This window comes from Blastococcus sp. MG754426 (assembly GCF_021699055.1).
Classification (GTDB): Bacteria; Actinomycetota; Actinomycetes; order Mycobacteriales; family Geodermatophilaceae; genus Blastococcus.
Genome location: NZ_SSXC01000011.1, coordinates 1 through 22371 on the forward strand (window position 1 = coordinate 1; position 22371 = coordinate 22371).

At 71.4% G+C, this 22371-nt stretch carries 20 protein-coding genes and 1 pseudogene; 12 read left to right on the plus strand and 9 right to left on the minus strand.

Translation table 11 applies throughout. The annotated features are described in order from the left end of the window. From E9549_RS06310 to E9549_RS06320, 3 genes and pseudogenes are all read right to left on the minus strand, one after another. Positions 1-711: pseudogene (locus tag E9549_RS06310) on the minus strand (hypothetical protein); the annotation flags it as partial. A 156-nt stretch (positions 712-867) separates the two neighbouring features. Then, the gene (locus E9549_RS06315; protein ID WP_236825696.1) at positions 868-2517 is read right to left on the minus strand and encodes an AMP-binding protein; all 1650 of its coding nucleotides are present in this window, start codon (positions 2515-2517) and stop codon (positions 868-870) included. 4 nt (positions 2518-2521) lie between these two features. Continuing rightward, the gene (locus E9549_RS06320; protein ID WP_236825697.1) at positions 2522-3490 is read right to left on the minus strand and encodes a cyclase family protein; all 969 of its coding nucleotides are present in this window, start codon (positions 3488-3490) and stop codon (positions 2522-2524) included. A 153-nt stretch (positions 3491-3643) separates the two neighbouring features. Between E9549_RS06320 and E9549_RS06325 the strand changes: the two genes are divergently transcribed. Continuing rightward, positions 3644-4936, plus strand: a complete 1293-nt coding sequence (locus E9549_RS06325; RefSeq protein WP_236825698.1) for a hydroxyacid-oxoacid transhydrogenase — start codon at positions 3644-3646, stop codon at positions 4934-4936. 6 nt (positions 4937-4942) lie between these two features. Here E9549_RS06325 and E9549_RS06330 read toward each other — a convergent pair whose 3' ends face one another. Beyond that, positions 4943-5359: a PaaI family thioesterase gene (locus E9549_RS06330; RefSeq protein ID WP_236825699.1), complete on the minus strand. Its 417-nt coding sequence runs from the start codon at positions 5357-5359 to the stop codon at positions 4943-4945. Positions 5360-5476: 117 nt separating this feature from the next. Between E9549_RS06330 and E9549_RS06335 the strand changes: the two genes are divergently transcribed. Genes E9549_RS06335 through E9549_RS24070 form a run of 3 tightly spaced genes read left to right on the plus strand, consistent with a single transcriptional unit; the run spans position 5477 to position 8234 of the window. After that, a complete protein-coding gene (locus E9549_RS06335) occupies positions 5477-5890 on the plus strand; it encodes a hypothetical protein (RefSeq protein WP_236825700.1) in 414 nt (137 codons plus the stop codon). After that, positions 5887-7296 (plus strand): hypothetical protein, encoded by a 1410-nt coding sequence (locus E9549_RS06340; protein ID WP_236825701.1) that lies wholly within the window; start codon positions 5887-5889, stop codon positions 7294-7296. Before E9549_RS06335 ends, E9549_RS06340 begins: the two co-directional genes overlap by 4 nt. A gap of 20 nt (positions 7297-7316) precedes the next feature. After that, positions 7317-8234, plus strand: coding sequence for an AEC family transporter (locus tag E9549_RS24070; protein WP_236825702.1), 918 nt, complete (start codon positions 7317-7319; stop codon positions 8232-8234). Here E9549_RS24070 and E9549_RS06350 read toward each other — a convergent pair. From E9549_RS06350 to E9549_RS06370, 5 genes are read right to left on the minus strand one after another with little or no spacing between them, the layout of a single operon-like run. Further along, positions 8224-8547, minus strand: a complete 324-nt coding sequence (locus E9549_RS06350) for a phosphatase RsbU N-terminal domain-containing protein (protein ID WP_236825703.1) — start codon at positions 8545-8547, stop codon at positions 8224-8226. The genes E9549_RS24070 and E9549_RS06350 overlap by 11 nt on opposite strands. Beyond that, positions 8544-8933 carry an STAS domain-containing protein gene (locus E9549_RS06355; protein WP_236825704.1) on the minus strand — a complete coding sequence of 130 codons (390 nt, stop codon included), beginning with the start codon at positions 8931-8933 and terminating at the stop codon, positions 8544-8546. Before E9549_RS06355 ends, E9549_RS06350 begins: the two co-directional genes overlap by 4 nt. Continuing rightward, positions 8930-9832: an STAS domain-containing protein gene (locus E9549_RS06360; RefSeq protein ID WP_236825705.1), complete on the minus strand. Its 903-nt coding sequence runs from the start codon at positions 9830-9832 to the stop codon at positions 8930-8932. The genes E9549_RS06355 and E9549_RS06360 overlap by 4 nt, the downstream gene beginning before the upstream one ends. Further along, entirely contained in the window at positions 9829-10908 is a 1080-nt protein-coding gene (locus tag E9549_RS06365) for a sigma-70 family RNA polymerase sigma factor (protein WP_236825706.1), read from the minus strand. Before E9549_RS06365 ends, E9549_RS06360 begins: the two co-directional genes overlap by 4 nt. Before the next feature lie 9 nt (positions 10909-10917). Further along, positions 10918-11175 (minus strand): hypothetical protein, encoded by a 258-nt coding sequence (locus tag E9549_RS06370; protein WP_236825707.1) that lies wholly within the window; start codon positions 11173-11175, stop codon positions 10918-10920. 230 nt (positions 11176-11405) lie between these two features. Between E9549_RS06370 and E9549_RS06375 the strand changes: the two genes are divergently transcribed. From E9549_RS06375 to E9549_RS06410, 8 genes are all read left to right on the plus strand, one after another. Then, positions 11406-11831 (plus strand): response regulator transcription factor, encoded by a 426-nt coding sequence (locus E9549_RS06375; protein WP_236825708.1) that lies wholly within the window; start codon positions 11406-11408, stop codon positions 11829-11831. An 885-nt stretch (positions 11832-12716) separates the two neighbouring features. Next, the gene (locus tag E9549_RS06380) at positions 12717-13577 is read left to right on the plus strand and encodes a TIR domain-containing protein (protein WP_236825709.1); all 861 of its coding nucleotides are present in this window, start codon (positions 12717-12719) and stop codon (positions 13575-13577) included. 173 nt (positions 13578-13750) lie between these two features. After that, positions 13751-14410, plus strand: a complete 660-nt coding sequence (locus E9549_RS06385; protein ID WP_236825710.1) for a hypothetical protein — start codon at positions 13751-13753, stop codon at positions 14408-14410. Between the two features lie 63 nt (positions 14411-14473). Further along, the gene (locus tag E9549_RS06390; RefSeq protein ID WP_236825711.1) at positions 14474-15577 is read left to right on the plus strand and encodes a hypothetical protein; all 1104 of its coding nucleotides are present in this window, start codon (positions 14474-14476) and stop codon (positions 15575-15577) included. 78 nt (positions 15578-15655) lie between these two features. Continuing rightward, complete coding sequence (locus tag E9549_RS06395) at positions 15656-18706, plus strand: BPTD_3080 family restriction endonuclease (protein ID WP_236825712.1); 3051 nt, start codon at positions 15656-15658, stop codon at positions 18704-18706. Further along, complete coding sequence (locus E9549_RS06400; protein WP_236825713.1) at positions 18699-21437, plus strand: site-specific DNA-methyltransferase; 2739 nt, start codon at positions 18699-18701, stop codon at positions 21435-21437. The genes E9549_RS06395 and E9549_RS06400 overlap by 8 nt, the downstream gene beginning before the upstream one ends. A gap of 54 nt (positions 21438-21491) precedes the next feature. After that, positions 21492-21833, plus strand: coding sequence for a hypothetical protein (locus E9549_RS06405; protein ID WP_236825714.1), 342 nt, complete (start codon positions 21492-21494; stop codon positions 21831-21833). Beyond that, on the plus strand, positions 21830-22360 hold the full coding sequence (locus E9549_RS06410; protein ID WP_236825715.1) for a hypothetical protein: 531 nt from the start codon (positions 21830-21832) through the stop codon (positions 22358-22360). The genes E9549_RS06405 and E9549_RS06410 overlap by 4 nt, the downstream gene beginning before the upstream one ends. Positions 22361-22371: the final 11 nt, after the last annotated feature.

Consider the following 22371-nt stretch of genomic DNA (forward strand, 5'->3'; position numbering starts at 1 on the left):
GGTCGGGGCCGGGGCGGGAGCAGGGAGCGTCGCCCCGGAGGGCGGTGCCGGGCGGGTCGGCGGTGGGACGGCCGGGTCCCCCGATCCGCCCTCGATCGTCGTGGGCGGCGACGGGGCGGTGGTGCGTGACGCCGGTGCGGCCGAAGGACCGGGGTCGCTCACGAGGCCGAGCTCGGCCTCGAGGTCGGCGTCGAGGTCGCGTGCGGCCGGACGGGCCGCCTGGCGCAGGGACGTGACGGCCGCCGCGGGGGCACCCGGGAGGAACCAGTCCTCGGCGCCGGCGGGCAGGGCACCGATCGTCGGGATGACCAGCGGCCCCATGCCGGCGTCCTCGGGCAGGACCCAGGCCCGCGGGTCCAGCACGTCGTCGGCGGCCGCCGGGACGGCGCCGGCGGTCGGCACGGTCGCGCTGCCCAGCGCGAGCAGGGCGGCGGAGCCCAGCCCGCCGGTCACGGCGGCGAGCGCCCGCAACCGGCGGCGGGCCAGCAGCTGGGCGTGGTAGCGCGCCAGCGGTGCGGGCGGCGGGGGTACCGGCCGTACCGGCGCCGCGCGGCGGCGCAGCGGCGCCGCCGGCGGCCGGGCGGCGGAGGGGTCGCGCGGGACCGGTGACGGCCGCCGTGCCGGACCGTCACCGCGGGCAGGCGGGACCGGCTGGGGGTCGCCCCCCGGACCGGCCGCCGGCGTGGGCGGGGGCGAGGTGGTCATCGTCATCACCGCCAGGGTCGGCCAGCCGGGGGAACGTCCGGGGAGGAGCGGTTGAACGCTAACCGGTGGGACCGGTTCGCGGAGGGGACCGGGAGCCGGAACCGGTCCGTCCACCCAACGTTGGGGGTCGGCCGGGCCCCCCGGCCTGGCCGACCCGCCGCGCTACCGCCCGCGCAGCTCCCGGCGGAGGATCTTCCCGGTCACCGTCTTGGGCAGCTCCTCGACCAGTTCCACGCTGCGCGGGTACTTGTAGGCCGCCATGCGCTCCTTGCAGTGCGCGATGAGCTCCTCCGGGGTGGTGCTCGACCCCGGCTTGAGGCTGACGAACGCCTTGACGGTCTCCCCGCGCTTCTCGTCGGGGACACCGACCACCGCCGACTCGCGGACCGCCGGGTGCTCGGCCAGCACGTCCTCCACCTCGCGTGGCCAGACCTTGTATCCCGAGGCGTTGATCATGTCCTTCTTGCGGTCGACGATGAACACCCAGCCCTCGGCGTTCATGAACCCGACGTCGCCGCTCTTGAGCGCTCCGCCGGGCAGGCCGGCCGCGGTCTCCGCGGGCTTGCCCCAGTAGCCGGCGACCACCTGCGGCCCCTCGGCGACGATCTCGCCGATCTCGCCGATCGGCAGGTCGCGCCCCTCGTCGTCCTGGATGCGCACCACCGTGTTCGGCGCGGGGACGCCGACCGACAGCGCGCCCGACACGGGGTCCACCGGGGACGGCGACCCGAACGGGGTCACCGTCATCGGCGAGGTGGTCTCGGTGAGGCCGTAGGCGTTGTGCACCTGCTTGCCGGTGGCCGCCAGGAAGTTCTGCTCGGCGGTGGGCGAGATCGCCGCCCCGCCGGAGTAGATCGAGGTGAACGAGGCGAAGTGGTCCTTGCTGAACCCCGGCGCGTTGAGCAGCGCGGTGAAGGCCGTGATCGCCCCGATGGTGAAGGCCGGGCGGTGCTCGGCGAAGGCGTCCAGCACGACCTGGGGCTCGAACCGGTAGGCCAGCACGAGCGGCGCCGGCACCAGCAGGCTGACGGCGATGTGCCCGATCAGCCCGGTGATGTGGAACAGCGGGGCGACGCCGAAGATCGCGCCGTCCCGGCCCGCGTGCACCCAGTCCCGGTAGACCTGGGCGGTGAACACCACGTTCCGGTGGGTGTTCATCGCCCCCTTGGGCACGCCGGTGGTGCCCGAGGTGTAGGTCAGGAACGCCACGTCGTCCGAGCGCAGGCCGACCGGCGGCGGCGCCTGCCCCCGGTGGACGGCGACGAACTCCGCGAAGTCCGTGGTCCCCTCGTGCCGCTGCCGGGTGACGCCGGCGAACAACCGCTCGTCGTCGCGGGTCTGGAACTCCAGCTCGCTGGTGGTGAGCACCAGGCGCACGCCGGTCCCGGGGACCACCTCCCGCGCCACCTGGTCGTACAGCGTCTCCAGGGACAGCAGCACGGTGGCCCCGGAGTCCTCGAGCAGGTAGGAGAGCTCGCGGGCCCGGCTCATCGGGTTGATCGACACCATGATTCCGCCGGCCTTCCAGGCGGCGACCATGGCGATCACGAACTGCGGCACGTTCTGCAGGTAGACCGCCAGCCGGTCGCCCGGGCCGAATCCCCGGGCGAGCAGCCCGACGGCGAGGGCGTCGCTGAGCTCGTCGAGCTCCCGGCGGGTGATCGTCCCGTCGAAGTACCGCAGCGCCACGCCGTCGGGGTCGCGCTCGACGCCCGCCCGGAACATGTCCAGCGCGGTCTCGTGCTCGATGGCGTAGTCGGCCGGCTGGTCGCCGTAGAGCGCCAGCCACGGCCGGTCGTCGTAGCCGCTCACGGCGCTACTTGATGACGACGGGGTTGACGGGGGTGCCCGCGGCCTTGGCGACCTTCAGCGGGGCCGCGACGTAGAGGAAGGCGTACTGCCCGTCCTCGGCGCAGTCGGCGGCCAGCTGCTCCAGGTCGGCGATCTCGGTGAGCGTGACGCCGAGGTTGCGCATCAGCGCGTTGTGCAGCACCAGCGCCACCCCGTTGTTCGGGTCGAAGGTGACCTCGTTGGCGATCGTGTCGGTGACCAGGTTGGGGATCTCCATGTCCTGGAACCACTGCACCAGCTCGGGGGAGTAGACCAGGCCGGGCTCGTTGAAGCCCTCGTAGAAGGCCTCGCCCTGCTCGTGGAACAGCTGCAGGAAGTTGGTGCGCACGACCAGGATGTCCCGCTTCTCGATGGGCGTGCCCTGGGCCTCGGCGCAGGCGACGAGGTCCTCGTGGGTGAAGGTCTCGCCCTTGTCGAGGGTGGGCTTCCCGCGGAAGCGCGCCATGTCCAGCAGCACGGCCCGCCCGACGACGCCGCGCTGGGCGATCGGCTCCACGCTGGCCTTCTCCAGCCCGCCGACGGTCGTGCGGGCGTCGTAGCCGTTCCAGATCTTGCCGTCGTACCAGAGGTGGCCCAGCGCGTCGTACTGCGTCGAGCCCTGCAGGTAGGCGTCGATCTTGTCGTCGGCGTAGTGCAGGCCGCCGGGGTACTGCGCGCCCTTGCCGCCCTCGTCCCAGTCGCTCTCGTCGAGCACCTGGGTGCGGACGGCGGGGGTGCGACCGGGCCAGACCGGGTCGCCCTTCGGGTCGCCGATGAGCCGCTGCAGCGTGAAGACCTTGCCCGAGCGCACCAGCTTCACCGCGGCGAGCACCTGCTCCGGGCCCAGGTAGTTCAGCGCCCCGACCTCGTCGTCGGGCCCCCACTTGCCCCAGTTGGTGGGCGCGTCCTTGAGCAGGTCGCCGAGGTACGGGGCGGTCGCGGGGGTGTCGGTCACGGGTGCCTCCCGGGCTGGTCGGAGGCCCGCCCGTCGGGCGGGCGGGGCAGTCCACGGAGTGTTGCGCCGGTGTGGTGGGAGCCACAACCGGTGTGCAACATTCGGTGCAACCGCGCACCGCCGTCGCACCTGAGCAGTCCAGGGGAGAGACCGATGACCAGCAGCACCGTGCCCGGCAACCCGGAGTCCGTCTTCACCTACGGGGCGCCGCAGCTGAAGTTCGGCAACGGGGCCTCCGACGAGATCGGCTTCGACCTCAGCCGGTACGGCGTGCGCCGGGTGCTGGTCGTCACCGACCCCGGCGTGGCGGCCACCGGGCACCCGCAGCGGGTGGCCGACCAGATGGCGCAGTTCGGCATCGAGGCCCGGGTGTTCGACGGCGTGCACGTGGAGCCGACCGACGTGAGCCTGGTCGAGGCCATCGACGAGGCCCGCTCCTCGGGCCCGTGGGACGCCTTCGTCGCCGTCGGCGGGGGGTCGAGCATCGACACCGCGAAGGCGATCAACCTGCTCACCACCAACCCCGGCGAGCTCATGGACTACGTCAACGTGCCGGTCGGGAAGGGGCAGGCACCGTCGCAGCCGCTCAAGCCCCTGGTCGCCGTCCCGACGACGACCGGCACCGGCTCGGAGAGCACCACGATCTGCGTGATGGACGTGATCGCCCAGCGGGTGAAGACCGGCATCAGCCACGCCTGGCTGCGGCCCACCCTCGCCGTCATCGACCCCGACCTCACGCTGAGCCAGCCGCCCGGGGTCACGGCGGCCTCCGGCATGGACATCCTCTGCCACGCGCTGGAGAGCTACACCGCCCGCTGGTACACGACCTACGACCGCAAGAGCCCCGACCAGCGGGTGCCCTACTGCGGCTCCAACCCCATCTCGGACATGTGGTCGGAGAAGGCGATGAGCCTGCTGGCCGGCTCCTTCCGCACCGCCGTCCGGAACGGGGAGGACGCGCAGGCCCGTTCGGACATGGCGATCGCCGCCACCTTCGCCGGCATGGGCTTCGGCAACGCGGGCGTGCACATCCCGCACGCCAACGCCTACCCGATCGCCGGGCAGGTGAAGGACTTCCACCCCAAGGACTACCCGGCCGGCGAGCCGATGGTGCCGCACGGGATGTCGGTGGCGCTGACCGCACCCGAGGCGTTCCGCTTCACCTTCGAGGCATCGCCGGAGCGGCACGTCCGCGCCGCGGAGCTGCTCGCGCCCGGCGCCGACCGCCCGTCGGACGCCGCCGAGTTCCTGCCCACGGTGCTGGCCGACCTGATGCGCGACATCGACATCCCCAACGGGGTGGGCGCGGTCGGGTTCGGCGAGGGGGACATCCCCGAGCTGGTCGACGGCGCGATGAAGCAGCAGCGGCTGCTGGCCACCTGTCCGCGGGCGGTCACCGAGGACGACCTCGCCGGGATCTTCCGCCGGTCGATCTCCCTGTGGTGAGGCGGCTCAGCGGGGGGCGACGACGGTCTTGGTGACCTGGCCGGTGGCCACCAGCACGCCGTCCACGGTGGCCTCCGCCCGCATGAACGCGACCGCGCGGCCGCGCCGCAGCACGGTGGCGGTGACCTCCACCTCGGCCCCGGCGCCCACCGGCCGCAGCAGCGATGCCGAGACGTCGTGGGTGACGGCGTGCTCGCCCTCGCCCAGGTGCGGGAGCAGCGCGAGGAACGAGGCGACGTCGAGCAGGGCGTAGACGACGCCGCCGTGCAGCATCCCGGCCGGGTTTTGCGCGGCCGGGCCCACCGGGAACCGGATGCCGGCCGCCGGGTCGGCCTCGTCGCGCAGCCCGACACCGAGGAACCGGTGCAGCGGGATGTCGAGGACGGTCTGCACGAGGGCTCGGGGGACGGGGGCGCCGGTCACCGGGTCAGCATCCATCAACAGCCCCGACCGCTTCCCACAGCCCCCGCCCGAGCGCCGCGAGGAGGCGTCCGGCGCTCCTAGGCTCCGCCCTGGTCCGGGGACCGGGAGGAGGCTGCGGTGGGTGCGTACGGGGATCCGGAGGGCCTGGACGAGCTGGCCGCGGAGCTGGCGCAGCGCGCACGGGCGGTGCGGGCGGCGGGGGAGGAGCACCGCCTCGCGGGGGCGCGCACCCGCTGGGTCTCCGACGCGGCCACGGCCCACCGCCGTCAGCTGGCCCGCGACTGCGCGGAGGTGCAGGCCGCGGCCGACGCCCTCGAGGGGGTGGCCGGCCTGCTGCGCCGGCACGCCGACGAGGTCCGCGCCCGGCTGGCGGCGATCGACCGTGCGGAGCAGGCGGTCCGCTCGTGGCTCGCCCGGCAGGCGGCCCGGGGCGGCGACCTGCTGGACGACGTCGTCGGGGAGCTGCCCGAGGCGGGCGCGGACGCCTGGCGGGCGCTCTCGGCCCGGTTGAGCCGGGCCGGCCTCTGGTGACCGGCGCACCGGTCACCGGGATCGCGGTCCGCGGCGGCGCGGGCGGCGTGGAGGCCGACCTCGCCGACCTCGCCGCCCTGGCCGGGAGCAGCCTCGCCCTCGTCGAGGCGCTGGCGGCCACCGGCGCGGCCTGCCACGCGGTGCTCGCCGATCCCGACCTGCTCGCCTCGGCGCTGCTCGACCCGGTCGCCGTCGCGCGGTTCCAGGCGGCGCTGCTGACCGCGCTCGACGGGCCGGGCGGCCTCACGGCGCTCGCGGTGACCCTCACCGCGCGGGCGGCGACCCTGCGGGCGGCGGCCGAGGCGTACGCGGCCGCGGACGCCGCCCTCGCCGCGCTGCTCGACGACCTGCACTGGGCGGCCGGGTTCGTCCCGGAGGCCGCGGTGGGCGGGCTGCTGCTCGCCGGGGCGGGGCAGGTGGTGACCGACCCGGCGGGCGCCGTGGTGGCGGCGCGCGACCTGGCCGGCGACCCCGAGCGCTGGCTGACCGAGCACCCGGGCGTGGTGGGCCACGTCGTCAACGCCGCCCCCGGCACGGCGTCGCGGGCGGCGGTGGGCACCGGGGGGCTGCTCTCCCCGTGGCTCGGTGGGGGCGACGTCCGGTCCGCCGCCGCCCGGCTGGGCCGGCTCTGGCCGGACGGGGCGCCCGTCGTGGCCCGCCGCCCCGACGACCGGCGCCCCGCCGCCGTGCGACCGCCCCGGGGCACGGCGGATCTGCTCGCGGCGCTGCACCTGCGGTCGGCGGGGTCCGGCGCCGACCGCGACCACATCGGGGTCCGGGTGCTCACCCGCGCCGACGGCACGACCGCCTACGTCGTGGACATCCCCGGCACCGGCGACTGGGCCCTGCCGGGAGGTGAGGTGAACCCGGCCAGCAACGACCTGGGCACCAACCTGCGCGTGCTCGGCGGGGAGGTCACGACGCGGCAGCGGGCGATCGCCGAGGCGCTGCGGCGGTCCGGCGCGGGCCCCGCGGACCCGGTGCTGCTCGTCGGGCACAGCCAGGGCGGGATGGTGGCCGCGCAGGCCGCCCACGACGCCGGGACGCCCGACTTCCCCTACGACGTCCGCGGTGTGCTGGCCGCCGGCGCGCCGATCGGCCGGGTGGAGGTCCCGGCGCGGGTCCAGGTGCTGGCGCTGGAGAACGCGCACGACGTCGTCGCCCACCTCGACGGCCGCGGCAACGACGACGACCCGAACGTGACCACCGTGACCTTCGCCCGGCCGACCGGGGCCGTCGCCACCGCGCACGGGCTCCAGGGCAGCTACCTGCCCGGCGCCCGGGCCGTCGACCGCACCGACGGTCCCTCGCTCGCGGCCTTCCGCGCGAGCGCGGCGCCCTTCCTCGCCGGGCCGGGCGAGGACGTGACCGTCGTGGCCCACGTCTACGCGATCGGCCGGGGGTGAGCGCTGGCTAGGCTGCCCGCGTGGCGGCGGCGGCGGTGGTGCTGCCGGAGTTCTCGCTCATCGTCCTGGGCGTGGTGCTGCGCCGCTGGGCCTGGCGGGCGCCGGGCTTCTGGGTCGACCTCGAGCGCCTCGTCTACTTCGTGCTGTTCCCCGCCCTCCTCGTGCGGACCACGCTGGCGGCCGACCTCGCCGCGGGCGGCACCGGCAGCGCCCTGCTGGCGGCTCTCGGGGCTCTCGCCGCCGGCGCGCTGGTGGGCGCGCTCGTGCGCTGGTTCCCCGGCGTCGACCGGGTGACCGCCGCCTCGGGCTGGCAGACGGCGTTCCGCTTCAACACCTTCCTCGCCCTGGCCCTGGTCGACGACCGCGGTCCGGCCGCGCTCGCGCTCATGGGGGTGCTGCTGGGCGTCACGGTGCCCGCGGTCAACGTGCTCGCGGTGGTGGCCCTCGCCAACGGCACCGCCACGACGAGCGGTCGCGGGGCGGTGCTCGGCGCGCTCGGTGCCGTGGTCCGCAACCCGCTCATCGTCGCGACCGTCGTGGGCCTGCTCGGCAACGTCGCGGGCCTCGCGCTGCCGGACCCGGTCGACGCCACGCTCGGCCGGATCGCGGCCGCGGCGGTGCCGCTGGGGCTGCTGACCGTCGGTGCGGCGCTCCGCCTGCGGGGGATGGACCGGAGCGGCTGGCTGCTCTCCGGCTTCCTGGCGGCGGTCAAGCTGCTCGTGGTGCCGGCGACCGCCCTGGCCCTGGTGGTGCTCCTCGGGGTGGAGGGCGACCAGCGGGCGGTGGTGCTGGCGTTCGCGGTGGTCCCCCCGGCCACCGCGTCCTACGTCCTGGCGGCGCGGATGGGCGGCAACGGCGGCTTCGTGTCCGCGCACATCTCGGTGGCGACCACCGCGGCGCTGGTCACCGTGCCGCTCTGGCTGCTGCTCACCGGGTGACCGGGGGCGGTCCCGACCGCGGTCCCCGCCCGCCCGGTGAGCGGCGCTGCGACATGTCGTAGCTGGCGACGACCTCGAGCAGGAAGTCCGACGCGGCCTCGGCGACCGCCGGCACCTCGTCGGGGGAGGTGGTCCGCAGCACCTCGACGAGGACGTCGTGGTGGACGCGGACCACCTCGAGCAGGCTGATGCCCCCGGCCAGCGCCTTGCGCCCCAGCTCGTACCCGGCGTGCAGCGATGACTCCTGCCGGTGGCCGAGGTGGCGCAGCAGGGCAGCGCGGTGGTCCCGGCGCAGGTCCTCGACGGGCGTCACCGGTGGGGCCCCGCCGTCGGCAGGGTGGCGCCCGCGAGGTGCTCCAGCCCCTCCTCGAGGTCGAGCGCCGTCACCAGGGAACCGGTGTCCATGCCGAGCCGGACGATCACGAACGCGACCTCGGGCTGGATGCCGACGACCACCGTCTGCGCGCCCCGCAGCCGCGCCATCTCCGCGATGTCCCGCAGCACCCGCGTGGCGAAGGAGTCGAGGACGTCCAGCGCCGCGAGGTCGATGATCACCCCGCGGGCGCGGTCGCGTCCGATGCGGTCGACGAGGTCCTCGCGGAAGCGCTCGAGCTGGGAGTCGTCCAGCGCGGTGTGGATCGAGGCGATCAGCGTCGGGCCCTGCTTGAGGATGGAGAACAGCCGTGGCCCGGAGCTCATGGCCCCATCGCCCCGTCGGGGTGCGCCGACGCGTACCCGAGCATCCGCTCGGCCTCCTCCAGCCCCCCTTGCAGGTCCCCGACGGTGTCCATCTTGCTCAGGTCGACGCCGATGGTCACCAGGGTCCGGGCGATGTCCGGTGACAACCCGGTGATGATCACGTTGGCGCCCATGAGGCGGGAGGCGTCGACGGTCTGCACGAGGTGGTTGGCCACCGTCTGGTCGATCGCGGGGACACCGGTGATGTCGATGACGACGACCTTGGCCCGGTGCGTGCGGATGCCGTTGAGGAGCTGCACCGTGAGCTGCTTGGCGCGCTCGCTGTCGAGCACCCCGATGATGGGCAGGATGAGCAGCCGCTCCCGGACGGGCAGCACCGGCGTCGACAGCTCGAGGATCGCGTCCTGCTGCTGCCGGATGACCCGCTCGCGCTCGTCGACGAAGCTCACCGCCACGGTGTTGGCGATGCGGTTGGCGGCCGGCTCGTAGGCGTCCAGCACGCGGTTGAGCAGGGCGAAGTCGCGCTGGTACTTCTCGAACAGCGAGCGCGCCAGGACGTCCCTCAGGAGCAGGACGATGCCCACGACCTCGTGCGTCTCCACGCCCCTCGGGATGATGCGCTCCGAGAGGTCGCGCGCGTAGTGCTGCAGCGCCTCCACGCTGCCGGTCTCGAGCACCTCGACGTAGTTGTCGTAGACCGACGTGGTCTCCGCCGCGACCTCCTGGCTGGTCATGGCCTGGAGCAGGTGCGCGTCGCCGATGCGGGTGGTCCACTCCTGGCGCAGCCGGGTGCGGTGCTCGCGGAGGTGCGCGACCAGTTCCGGGAGCAGCACGTCGGCGTCCCGGGACTTCTCCGCCGGTCCGCGCCCCGTCGCGCGGCCGTCCTCGTTGCTGGTCATCGCTCACCCCACCACTTCGTCATGGTCACGGTGGTGCCGCGACCGACCTCCGACACGACCGTGAACTCGTCCATCAGGCGCCGGGCGCCCGGCAGGCCCAGGCCCAGGCCCGCGTAGGTGCTGAAGCCGTCCTGCAGGGCCTGCGCCACGTCGGGGATGCCCGGGCCGACGTCGCGCACGACGACGCGGATGCCCCGCCTCGGCTCCTCGAGCAGTTCGATCACCGCCTCCCCGGCCTCGGCGAACTTCACGACGTTGCGGGTCACCTCCGACACGGCGGTGGCGATCGCGGTGAGGTCGGTCGGCGGGAAGCCCAGGCGGGCGCCCGCCTCCCGGGCGGCCTGCCGGGCGGCCACGACGTCGGCGTCGGCCCGGACGGCGACGTGGATCTCGTCGTCCCGCGACCGGCCGCGGTCCACCAGCGGCTGGCTCAGCCCTGCGCAGAACCCGCACTCGAGCAGGTGCCGGGCGGCGTCGACCTCCCGCTGCCGGCGCCGGTCGCCGGAGGAGAGCGCGAGCAGCACCGGTCGGCAGCGGTCCGTCGGCGGGTCGGTCGCCTCCAGGGCCAGCAGGTACTCGACGCGCAGCCGCGCCCGGGTGCGGTTGAGCTGGGCCGCCACCGCACCGGCGGTGGACCCCAGCTCGGCGGCGAGCGAGCGGGTGTCCTGCCCCGCCACCTCGTGGGCCAGCAGGGTGGCGCGCTCACGCTCCCCCAGCCGGCGCAGCGCCGCGCTCACGGCGTCACGGTCCTCCCGGGCCAGCACGTCGGCGTCGGGCGCCTCGGAGGGGTGCAGGTCGACGACGCGGTGCTGGTTGCGCCGCTGCCGGTCCTGCTCCCGCCACAGCGAGGTGACGACGTTGCGCGCGGTCACGATGGCGTAGGGCTCCAGCATCCCCGGCTCGATCCGGCCGGCCGCGGCCAGCACGCGGGCCAGCGTCTCCTGCACCAGGTCGTCCACCGTGGCGGCGTCCCGGACCCGGGACGCGACGATCCGCCGGACGAGCGGCACGAGCGCCGTGATCTCCACCGATCCCGGTCGCTCCTCGGCGGAGCCAGCGGGCCCCGCGGCTGGCATGGCCGGACGCTACCGCCGGCGGGCGGGCACCGCCTCCCCTCGCGCGCGCCCGCCCCCGGACGGGTCCGCGAGCAGCCGCTCCCCGAGGGACCGCCGCCGCCCGGCGCGCTCGCGCAGCAGGGAGGCCAGCACGGGGCTGGTCGTGCGGTCGGCGCGGCGTTCGAGGAGCTCCGCGGTCGCCAGCTGCCCGGCCGCCTGCCGGGTCCGGGCGCACCGGAGGAGCTCCTCCCGGCGGTGGGGGATCCCGTCCCTCGGATCCGTGGTCATGGCCCACCTCGCATCCATGTCTGCCCCGTGCGCAGGTGAGGACGCGGCGACGGGGACGGCATGACGCGGGGTGGGGCGGCCCGTCCCGAGCACCGCGCCCCGCCCCCGGGGACGGGGGGCGCACGGTCGCTTCGTGCGGCCGCGTCATGCACCGGGTCTCACCGCGTGTCAGTCGTGGCCGACCTCCCGCGCAGGGCGGGGGACCGGGCCGCGCGGAGGGCGGGGGAGCGGTGACCGAGATCCGGGTCGTGGTGGTGGACGACCACCCCTTCGTGCGGGACGCGCTCACCGACCTGCTGCAGGCAGCCGGTGGCATCTCCGTCGTGGGGCAGTGCGCGGACGGGAGCGAGGTCGCCGATGCCGTCCGGCAGCTGCACCCCGACGTGCTGCTGCTGGACCTGCAGATGCCGGTCGTGGACGGCCTGACCGCGGCAAGCGTGGTCCGCACCTCGCACCCGGAGGTGCGCATCGTGTTCCTCACCGGGGGCCTCAGCTCGGCCAGCGTGCGGCGGGCGCGGGCGATCGACGCGGCCGGCTACCTGCTCAAGGACGACGACCCGGCCGACCTCCCCGGCCACGTCCGGGCGGTCGCCGCCGGCGGCGCGGCGTGGCACCCCCGCGCCGCCGCTCTCCTCCACGACGCGGGACGCGCATGATCTCCGGCACACCCCGGCACACCCCGGCCGGTGGCCGGCGCCGGTCGCGCGGTGGGGCGGGTGGGGCTCGAACCCACGACCCAGGGATTATGAGGTATCTCAGGGCCCTTCGCTGACCTGCATGATCATCGGTCATTTGCCTTTTGACCTGCAGTTTCACCGTTGGCGACCGATGGCCGTCGATGGTCCGAAACGGCCCTTTTGTGGGCACCGTGTGGGCACGGTGTGGGCACGGCCGGTACGCATACCAGGCAGGGGTACCGGGGCAGCGCATCCCAGCGGAAGCCGCCGTCGCGCTGAGCTTCAGGAAGTGAGCCCGGCTCCTCTCCGGACGGTGAGCGGCCGGGCTTCGCGCTGTCTACGGCGGCGAGACGTCCTCGGCCGCGGTGATATCCGCGATGCGCGCTCGCCGGGCGCTCCTATTCAGCGTCCGGAAAGTGCTGGGACCCAAGGCCGCTTCACCCCGGCCGAGTGTGTCGGCTCCAGCGGGTCGCCGGAAGGGCGCTGCGCGTCCCTACGGGATGGGCCTTCGGCCCACCCTTTCCCCGACCCGCTGCAGCCAAGAGGGGGCCGGTTGTGCGAAGCGGCCAGGAGTGCTCCACCGGCTGCGGCGCTGGTAGCTGCTCGACCGCCACGAGCGCCGTTGGTGCGGCGAGCGGGTGCCCGCCCTGGCCGGCTCGTCGACCTCGGCGACCTCTCGCCGGCGGCCTCGAACGCCGTGCTGGTGTTCTCATGCTCGCCGCCATAGCACAGGCCGCCGGAAGCCACGATCGCCGGCTCACCACGTCCTGTTCGCGAGTGAGCCAGCCGCCCGTCGGCGCGCTGTCCACCGTCCGTCTCGCTTTACCAGCGGAGGCCGTCGTGGGACGACCGTAGGCTTGGAGGGTGCGTTCCGGAAGCAGCGAAGAGGGCCTTGTCGACGACCTGGTGACAAGCCTGCTCGAGAAGGACTACCTCGAAGTGCATGGGGTGCTTCAGTCCGTCGGAGCGGAACGGCTGCCCGCAGGGTGGCGGGACTTCAGCCCCGTGTCGAAGCGAAGGACGCTACGAAAAATCGTCGGCGGGCTCCCCGGCGAGCAGGTCGACGAACTCGCGCGCGACTACATCGATGGCAACAATGCCGATGTTCGGTTGGCTCCCGCGCCTTCCACAGGGCGGCACGCCCCTGCATGGCGCCCTCCCTACGCCGCGCCGGCAGACCCTGCGGAGAAGTACGGCCTTGAGAAGACCACGGCGACGAATAGTGTCGACGGCGGCACGGTCCAGTCCACGCAGGTCGGCCCCGACGAGATCGAGTCGGCTGAGTCCATTTTCGTCGTCCACGGCCGCGACACGAAGATCGAGAGCCAGACGCTCTTGCTCGTCGAGCGGACCACCGGCCGGCCTGCGATCGTGCTGCACGAACAAGTCACTGGCGGCCGGACCGTGATCGAGCAGATCGAGCGGCACGGGTCCTCAGCCGGATACGCCATCATCCTGCTGACCGGCGACGACGAGGGCGGCCTCCGCGGGGGCGAGATGAAGCCTCGCGCCCGACAGAACGTCGTCCTCGAGCTCGGCTACTTCTGGGGTGTGCTCGGACGCAATCGCGTCGCCGTGCTCGTTGAGGAGGGGGTCGAATTGCCCTCCGACGCGGGTGGCATCCACTACATCGACATCGACTCCGGGGGCGGCTGGAAGGCCAAGCTGCTCCGCGAACTCGACCACGCGGGCTTCGAGATCGACTGGAACAAACTGCGCCCGTAACACCGGTCGTCAGACGGCGAACCGTCGTCGTCTGCGCTGAGAGTGAAGTGAGAAGGAGGCCCGACGGAAGCCCCGATGTACCGCGCTCGGCCAGTCCGGCAACCGGGCATCCGTTGCCCGAGGCTGTGCGAGCGGATGCGGCGCGGTTGCGTTCTACCGGCGGAGGTTGAGACTTGCTCGACGACGACGTCGCTGCGCTTGGGGTCTACGTGGCGACACACCTGGGCGAGAACTGGGTCGAGTGGCCGGGCGGCCGGCCAGGGGAGGCGGAGGTCGCGTTGGTCGACGCCGTCATGTCAATTCGCGCGCGCTACGGCCGGCCGGGTAGTGCTCAGGACGATGTCCTACTGGCCCCGACCGGCGTCCACCGGGCGGTCGCTGCATACCGAGCGCTGCGGGGGAAGGGGTCGCTGGACGACCTCCGCGTGCTCGCCCAGATTGACGCGGGATGGCTTCAACGCGCGGTCGGAGAGCAGAAGACAGCCGGCGTGCCCAAGGCAGATGCGATCGTGCGTGCGGCTGCTGCGCTGGTTGACGTCGGGGTGGTTTCCGCCGACGACGTGGAGCCAGCCGATCCCCGTCAGAAGCGGGCGTATACCTCGGTGCGCGGGCTTGGCTGGGTGACCTGGGAGTACTTCGGGATGCTTCTCGGCCGGCCCGGGGTCAAGGCCGACCGCTGGGTGGTGCAGGCGGTGAGCAACGCGGTTCACCGCCGGGTGACGCCGACGGTGGCCCGTGATGTCGTCCTGAGCGCCGCGGCCGCGCTGAAGAGGAGCCCGACGGTGCTGGAGCACGCGTTGTGGGCGTTCCAGCGAGGCCGAACGGCCGCTTGAGCCCCTCAAGACTTCGCCGTGTCCTGTCGTCGTCAGGTACGGCAGACGGGTGTGATGGGCGGCATGAGCGACGACGCCATTTTTCTCGCGGTCGGCGGACAGCTGACGGCACTCCGCAAAGCGGACTACAGCAGCGAGGACGTGCTCCAGCAGGTGCTTGCGCAGTTCCCGGAGCTGGTCGCCGGTGTCGGTACAGCGGGGGAGAGCGCGAAACTGCTGCTCGTCCGGCGCGAGATGCCGGTGGCAGCCGCGGATAGCGTCGGGCTGTCCCTTGACCACCTGTTCCTCGACCAGTCCGGCGTGCCCGTGCTCGTGGAGGTCAAGCGGGCGTCGGACACTCGGGCGCGGCGGGAGGTCGTCGCCCAGATGCTCGACTACGCGGCCAACGGACTGGCCGCCTGGCAGAACGACCTGCGGGATGCCGTCGCGCAGACGGCCGGTGGCACGGACCCGGGCACGTTCCTCCAGGAACAGCTGGGTGTGGAGGACGTCGAGGCGTTCTGGACGACGGTCGAGGACAACCTGCGGGTCGGCAAGATCCGGCTCATTTTCCTGGCCGACCGGCTGGCGCCCGGCCTGGTGCGCATCATCGAGTTCCTGAACGAGCAGATGCGCGACGTGGAAGTGCTGGGCATCGAGATGCCGCAGTACACGGCACCGGAGGGGCAGGTCGTTTACGTGCCGCAGGTCCGCGGTCGTACGGCGGCAGCGGTGGAGGCCAAGCAGCGCCGAAGCAAGCGGGCGCCGTGGACGGAACAGACGCTGCTCGACGCCGGCGCGGAGGCGCGTTCGGAAGCGGAGATGGCGCTCGTCCGGCGGCTCATCGACGACGTCAAGACGCGCGGAGGCCGGTTTTCCTGGGGGATCGGGAGCACCGCCGGGGTGACCGGCTGGTACCCGGTCGACGGCAAGGACACCCCGGTGTGGAACGTCAACGTTGGCGACGCGACGACGGCCGGCTGGCTCTACTACATCCTTCCCGAGTACTCGACGAGGCATCCGGAGCGTGTCGAGGCGTACGCGGACGCTGTCGCCCAAATTCCCGAACTGGCCGCCAAGGTGGGGCACGTGCGGGCGCGGGGCTGGAGCGGCTGGCCGTCCCTGCCGCTCGTACGTGCAGCTGAGATGGAGCAGACGATGGAGCCGATCGTCCTGGCCACCCATTGACTGCCCGTGCGGCGGCCGAAGACCTAGGGTGACGTCGGAACGCCGAGGGTTCGAAATGACGAGGGGACGTGGTCGCGCGTGACGGAGACACTCGCCGCGAGCCCGATCCTCAACGGTCCGTACGACCCGCCGTCGCGGCATTACGAGATGGGACGGCAGGGTCGGACGAACACGGTCAAGGAGGGACGCCGTCCGAGCGAGTCGTTCATCCCCATCCCCGCGGCCCGCAAGGGCCAGCAGAACCAGGCCGGTTTCGTCGAAGAAACGATCGACTACGACCTCACCGGCGAGCGCCGGGAGCGCAACAGTCTGGTCAACAGTCTCCGCCGAGACGTCGAGATCTGGCGGCACCGCGGCTACGAGCGGGTGACGCCGACCAGCCGCAAGCTGCTGGAGCACTGGGCCGACCCGACCCGCGAGAACCGCGTCCTGTTCGCCCAACGGGAGGCCGCCGAGACCGCGATCTTCCTCGCCGAGGTGGCCGGCCGACACGGGTACAAAGACTGGCGCCGCCAGCTCGACGAGGCCAACGCCGACCACAACTCCGGGCTGCCGCGGGTGGCCCTCAAGATGGCGACCGGCACCGGCAAGACGGTCGTCATGGCGATGCTGATCGCCTGGCAGACGGCCAACAAGGTGCTGCAGCCGCGGGGCACCCGCTTCGCTAAGCGCTTCCTGATCGTGGCGCCCGGTATCACCATCCGAGACCGGCTCCAGGTGCTGCAGCCCGGGCACCCCGGCAACTACTACGACGAGCGCGACCTGCTGCCGTCGGACCTGCGCGCAGCCGTGCAGCAGGCCCAGATTGTGATCACGAACTACCACTCCTTCCTGCTGCGCGACGCGAAGGAGATCAAGGGCGTCGCCGCCAACACGAAGAAGATCCTGCTCGCGGGAAAGACCGACGACCCGTTCACAGAGACGCCGGACGCCATGGTCGCCCGAGTGCTGCGTGACTTCGCCGGCCGCAACGAGCAGATCGTGGTCTTCAACGACGAGGCGCACCACTGCTACCAGGACAAGCCGATCCCCGCCGTCAAGGGTGCTCCCGCATCCCAGACCAAGGATGACCTGGAGACGGCGCGGGTCTGGTTCAAGGGTCTCCAGGCCATCCAGCGCAAGGTCGGCATCAAGACTATCTTCGACCTGTCGGCGACGCCCTTCTACCTCGGTGGCTCCGGCTACTCAGAGGGCTACATCTTCCCGTGGGTGGTCAGCGACTTCTCGCTGATGGACGCCATCGAGTCGGGCATCGTGAAGATCCCGCGTACCCCGGTGGACGACGACGCGACCGGTGACTTGGTCACCTACCTGCGGCTCTGGGACTACGTGGGCACGCACCTTCCGAAGAAGAAGCTGTCCTCCACCGAGGCGCTGCACGGGTGGGTGCCGCCGGCCGAGCTCGAGGGCGCGCTGAAGAGCCTCTACCGCAGCTACACGAGGGCCTTCGAGCACTGGGAGCGGACGCTCGCTCAACACGGCGAGCCCCCGCCCGTCTTCATCGTCGTCTGCCCCAACACAGTCGTCTCCAAGCTGGTCTACGACTACATCGCCGGCACGGAGACCGACGGCGGCGTACTCGTTCCCGGGGAGCTCGCCCGATTCAGCAACGTCGAGGACGGCCGCTTCCTGGACCGGCCACGCACCATCCTCGTCGACTCCGCACAGCTGGAGTCGGGCGAGGCGATGAAGGCCGACTTTAAGCAGGCCGCGGCAGCCGAGATCGAAGCGTTCAAGGCCGACTTCCGCCGCCGCAATCAGGGTGCGGACGCCGACTCGCTCACCGACGAGGACCTGCTCCGCGAGGTGATGAACACGGTCGGCAAGAAAGGCAAGCTCGGCGAGGGCATCCGCTGCGTGGTCAGCGTCGCCATGCTCACCGAGGGCTGGGACGCCAACACGGTCACCCACATCCTCGGCATCCGCGCCTTCGGCAGCCAGCTGCTCTGCGAGCAGGTGGTCGGGCGCGGGCTCCGCCGGCGGTCCTACGCGCTGGGCGAGGACGGCAGGTTTGAGCCCGAGTACGCCAACGTCTACGGCATCCCGTTCGCGTTCATCCCTAGCGACAGGCCCGGGCCCGATCCCTTGCCGCGGCCGCCGGCGATCATGGTCGAGTCGCTGCCCGGCCGGGAACACCTGCGGATCGAGTTCCCCAAGCTCGACGGCTACCGGGTCGAGATTCCCGACGAGCAGCTCATGTTCGACCCTGCGACGGCGCAGCGGTTCCCCATCGGACCCAGCACGGTCCCGACCCGCACGGACGTCGAAGGCGTGGTCGGTGAGGGCGAGACGGTCACCGACGACGAGGCGCAGGGCCGGCGCCGGCAGGAGGTCGCCTACCGCCTGGCGGCCCGGCTCCTGCGAACTCACCTAACCGCGCTGGGGGAGGACCCGCGCCCCTGGCTGTTCCCCCAGCTGGTGACGATCGCGCGGCAGTGGCTGGAGCAGTGCGTCGACATCGCCCCCGGCTACGCAATTGGGCATTTGCTCACCTCGATGGAGGGCCAGGCCGAGGCCGCGGAGGCCATCCACCGGGCAATCGCCGTCCAGGCCGGCAGCCGCCGGGAGCGGCTGCGCCCGATGATCCGGCGCTTCGACCCGGTCGGCTCGACGGCCGACATCGCCTTCCCGACGCGGAAGGCCGTGGTGGCGACGGAGAAGTCCGAGGTCAGCCACGTCACATTGGACGGAAAAGACGGCAACACCTGGGAGCAACTGCTGGCCGCCGAGTGCGAGCTGCACCGCGACGTCGTGGCGTACGTCAAGAACGACCACCTGGGGTTCGTGATCCCGTATGTGCACCAGGGCCGGACGCACTCCTACGTCCCGGACTTCCTCGTCCGTCTCAAGCCGCGCGAGGACGACGTGGTGCGGACGCTGGTCGTCGAGGTCTCCGGCAGCCAGAAGAGCCCCGGGCCGACCAAAGCCAAGGCCGACACCGCCCGCGACCAGTGGTGCGTCGCGGTGAACAACCACGGCGGCTTCGGGCGGTGGGGCTACGTCGAGATCACCACCATGCTGGGCGTCCGGGAACGACTCTCCGAGGCCATCGACCTGCTGTACGCCGACGCGCCGATCGTCGGCGATCCCGATTTGCTCGACTACGACGAGGTCACACGTGGTGCGTAACCCGAACGGTCCGAAAACTCCGACGCCGGTCGAGGCGATTGAGCACCGGGACACCCGGATCAACCTGCCAACCGCCGATGCGGTCGAGGACTTCGGGACGCCGGAGCTCGAGGCCATCCGTACGGTCGCGCTGGACCGCGATCCGAGCCTGGATCCGCAGCTGATCTGGAAGGGCAAGTACCCGGACGGCGACCCGGACGCCGGAACAGATCTCGTCGTCGACGCTCCGCCGATCTACATCCAGGAGAAGATCGACCCTCGGGTACTGGTGGAGAACCTGCGCAAGACCGCCGCGGCAGGTGAGTCTGAGCCCGAGCTGTCGCTCTTCGAGAGCTTCGACGGCCTCGACGAGCTCGACATGATCGAGTACTACCAGCACCAGGCCAACTGGTCGAACCGCATGGTCCTGGGCGACTCCCTGCAAGTTATGGCATCGCTCGCCGATCGCGAGGCCCTCCGCGGTCAAGTACAGATGATCTACATCGACCCGCCCTACGGCATCAAGTTCGGCTCAAACTGGCAAGTGTCCGCCAGGAAGCGCGACGTAAAAGACGGCAAGCTCCAGGACGCCGCTCGAGAGTCGGAGCAGATCAAAGCGTTCCGGGACACATGGGAACTCGGGATCCATTCGTACCTTTCGTACCTCAAAGACCGCCTGTCCTGCGCGCGGGAACTATTGACGGACAGCGGGTCCTGCTTTGTTCAAATCGGTGACGAAAATGTCCATCTCGTCCGAAGCCTCATGGACGAAGTTTTCGGTAGTGAGAACTTCGTAACGATGGTTACGGTCCGAAAGACGCATACCGCCGGCAGCCCGTCTGGCGGGACCGATGTGCTGGCGTCTGTCTCGGATTACATCCTCTGGTACGCGAAGTCCCTCGACAGAGTCAAGTACCGGCAGCTGCATGAACAGCGTCCCGGCTTCGACTGGGTCAACTATGACTATGTCTTGAATCGTAGGGGTCAAAGTCGCCGGATAACTAAGGAGGAGAAGCTCGGCACAGTGCCCCTGGCCCACGGTGAGCGGGTCTATAGGCGTTCCCCTTTGACTTCCAGCTCCAGCCCTGACTCAGCTCGCTTTCCCGTGACGCATGGGGGCGTGCATTACACGCCTGGGCGCGGCGGCTGGAAGACAAATGCTGTAGGCATGAGCCGCCTCTCGATGGCGGACCGCCTCGAAGCTTACGGAAAGACGCTCGCGTTTCGACGGTACACAGACGACTTCCCATACTTCCCTCGCACCAACCTCTGGACGGATACGGCTAGAGGCGGTTACGGGGAGGAGCAGTGGTATGTCGTTCAAACTGGCACCAAGGTTATTGAGCGATGCATGTTGATGTGCACGGATCCAGGGGACCTCGTCTTGGACCCTACTTGCGGATCCGGGACGACTGCCTATGTCGGGGAGCAGTGGGGGCGCCGGTGGATCACCATCGATACGTCTCGAGTGGCCCTCGCTCTCGCGCGTCAGCGCCTGATGTCTGCCAAGTTCCCGTACTACTTCATTGCGGACTCCGTGGAAGGACGTGCGAAGGAGGAGCAGGCCAGCGGCAAGCCGCTGCCACCTGCGGAGGTCCACGGGGATATCCGTCATGGTTTCGTGTTCGAGCGCGTTCAGCGGGTCACCTTGAAGTCCATCGCGAATAACCCCGATATCCGCGAGGGCATGTCTGGTGATGAGATCGATGCGGCGATTAAGCGGCATGCCGACTTCGAGGTCCTTTACGACAAGCCGTACGAGGACAAATCCAAGGTTCGTGTGACGGGACCCTTCACTGTCGAGAGCCTTTCCCCGCACCGGTCGTTGGCGTTCGCCGGTGGACCCGACGATGTGGAGCATCGGGAGACGATCAGCGAGCAGACCGCTGCCGCTGACGCCTCAGCGCCGACCTTCGAGGAGTCAATCCTGGACAACCTCGCGAAGGCCGGCATCCAGAACGGCAGGCGCAAGGAGCGCATTCACTTCGCGGGGATGGAGCCGTACGCGGGCATCTACATCCAGGCGATCGGCCAGCGCGCCGAGGGCGCGGAGGGCGAAGAAGCGGCGCCGAGCAGGGTAGGCGTCGCGATCGGCCCGCAGTACGGGACCGTCTCACCGACGTTCATCAAGTCGGCTGCCCGCGAGGCGATCAGGGCCGGCGACGTGGATCTGCTGTGTGTCCTCGGCTTCGCGTTCGACGCGCAGGCGACCGAGGTTACAGAGGCCGACGGGGTGACGGTCGAGAGCACCGATCAGGGCTTCGCCTCGGTAGCGGGGGAGCGCACCGTTGGTCGGATCCGCGTGCTGCTCGTCCGGATGAACGTCGACCTGCTGATGGGTGAGGACCTAGCCAAGACCGGCGCGGGAAACCTCTTCACCGTCTTCGGTGAGCCCGACATCGAGCTGCGTTCCACGGACGGTGGCCAGGTCGTCGTCGACCTGAAGGGCGTGGACGTCTTCGACCCCACCACCGGTGAGATTCGCAGCGACGACACCAGCCAGATCGCCCTCTGGATGATCGACACCAACTACAACGAGGAGTCGTTCTTCGTCCGCCACTGTTACTTCACCGGCGGCAACGACCCGTACAAGCGTCTTAAGGCAGCGCTGAAGGCTGAGATCGAGCCGGACGCGTGGGAGTCGCTCTACCGCACGGAGTCCCGGCCGTTCGACAAGCCTGAGACCGGCCGGATCGCTGTCAAGGTCATCAACGACTACGGCGACGAGGTCATGAAGGTCTTCGAGGTGTAGCGGTGATGGCTGTCGAGATCTCGTTCCCTTCGCGCCGTCCCTTAAGGAGTAGTTGTGCCGACAGTCGCAGTTGAACAGCGGGAAGCGATCAGCGCCGCCGTTCGCGCGTTGGCGACCCCCGACGTCGACGTCCGAAGCGTCGACTTCGAGGAACGCGAGGATCCCGACGGACGCTACTTGCTCATCGAGGTGAGGTTGGTGCCGCCGAAGGGCGACACCTGGCCGCTGGAAGCGTTCTACGAGCTGCGCCGGGGAGTGCGAGAGGTCGTCACCCGGCGTCTGGGCGAAGATCAGGCGTTCAAGATCTCCTACGTATCGGCAGGCGGAGCGGCCTCCGTTGAGGGCACCGGAGCGCCAGTCGACCCGCAAGGCACACCCGCCGGAAACCGGGAGTGACCGTCACCCGACCACTCTCCGCCGCGGAGCTGCTCGACCTCGCCGACGAGTTGGCCGGGCGCGGTGCGGCAGGGCAGCCGACGCCGATCAGGCTGCGCCGGTCCATCAGCAGCGCCTACTACGCCGTCTTCCACGAACTCTCGTTCCGCGCCACGCAGAGGCTGCTCGGTTCGGCGGACTGGGGCGCCGCGGAGGCCGCCGTGGTCCGCTGGGTCACGCACACAGACCTCGCCAGCCTGGCGGTTGCGGCCACCGGAGGGGGCAACCAGGCGCTCCGTGTGGCGCTCGGCTCGCTGGACGAGCGCGTCGTCCGTATCGCCCGAGCGTTCCTCGACGTGCAAGTAGCACGAGAGCGCGCCGACTACGATGACACGTTCGACGTCTCCACTGCCGTGGCGCTCTCTATAGCCGACCTCGCGCATGACACGGTCAATCGGTCGGTCGAGCTGAGCGACGCGGGCGACCCGACCTACGGCCGATTCCTGGCCCTTGCGATGGGTGGAGTCAAGGTCGCCAAGAACAGGTGACGCGACGGCGG

Excerpts from the sequence above, each read along its gene's own strand:
- E9549_RS06325 (WP_236825698.1), top strand. The coding sequence starts at position 3,644 with ATGACCAGCAGCACCGTGCCCGGCAACCCGGAGTCCGTCTTCACCTAC.
- E9549_RS06355 (WP_236825704.1), bottom strand. The coding sequence starts at position 8,933 with ATGAGCTCCGGGCCACGGCTGTTCTCCATCCTCAAGCAGGGCCCGACG.
- E9549_RS06360 (WP_236825705.1), bottom strand. The coding sequence starts at position 9,832 with ATGACCAGCAACGAGGACGGCCGCGCGACGGGGCGCGGACCGGCGGAG.
- E9549_RS06365 (WP_236825706.1), bottom strand. The coding sequence starts at position 10,908 with ATGCCAGCCGCGGGGCCCGCTGGCTCCGCCGAGGAGCGACCGGGATCG.
- E9549_RS06370 (WP_236825707.1), bottom strand. The coding sequence starts at position 11,175 with ATGACCACGGATCCGAGGGACGGGATCCCCCACCGCCGGGAGGAGCTC.
- E9549_RS06390 (WP_236825711.1), top strand. The coding sequence starts at position 14,474 with ATGAGCGACGACGCCATTTTTCTCGCGGTCGGCGGACAGCTGACGGCA.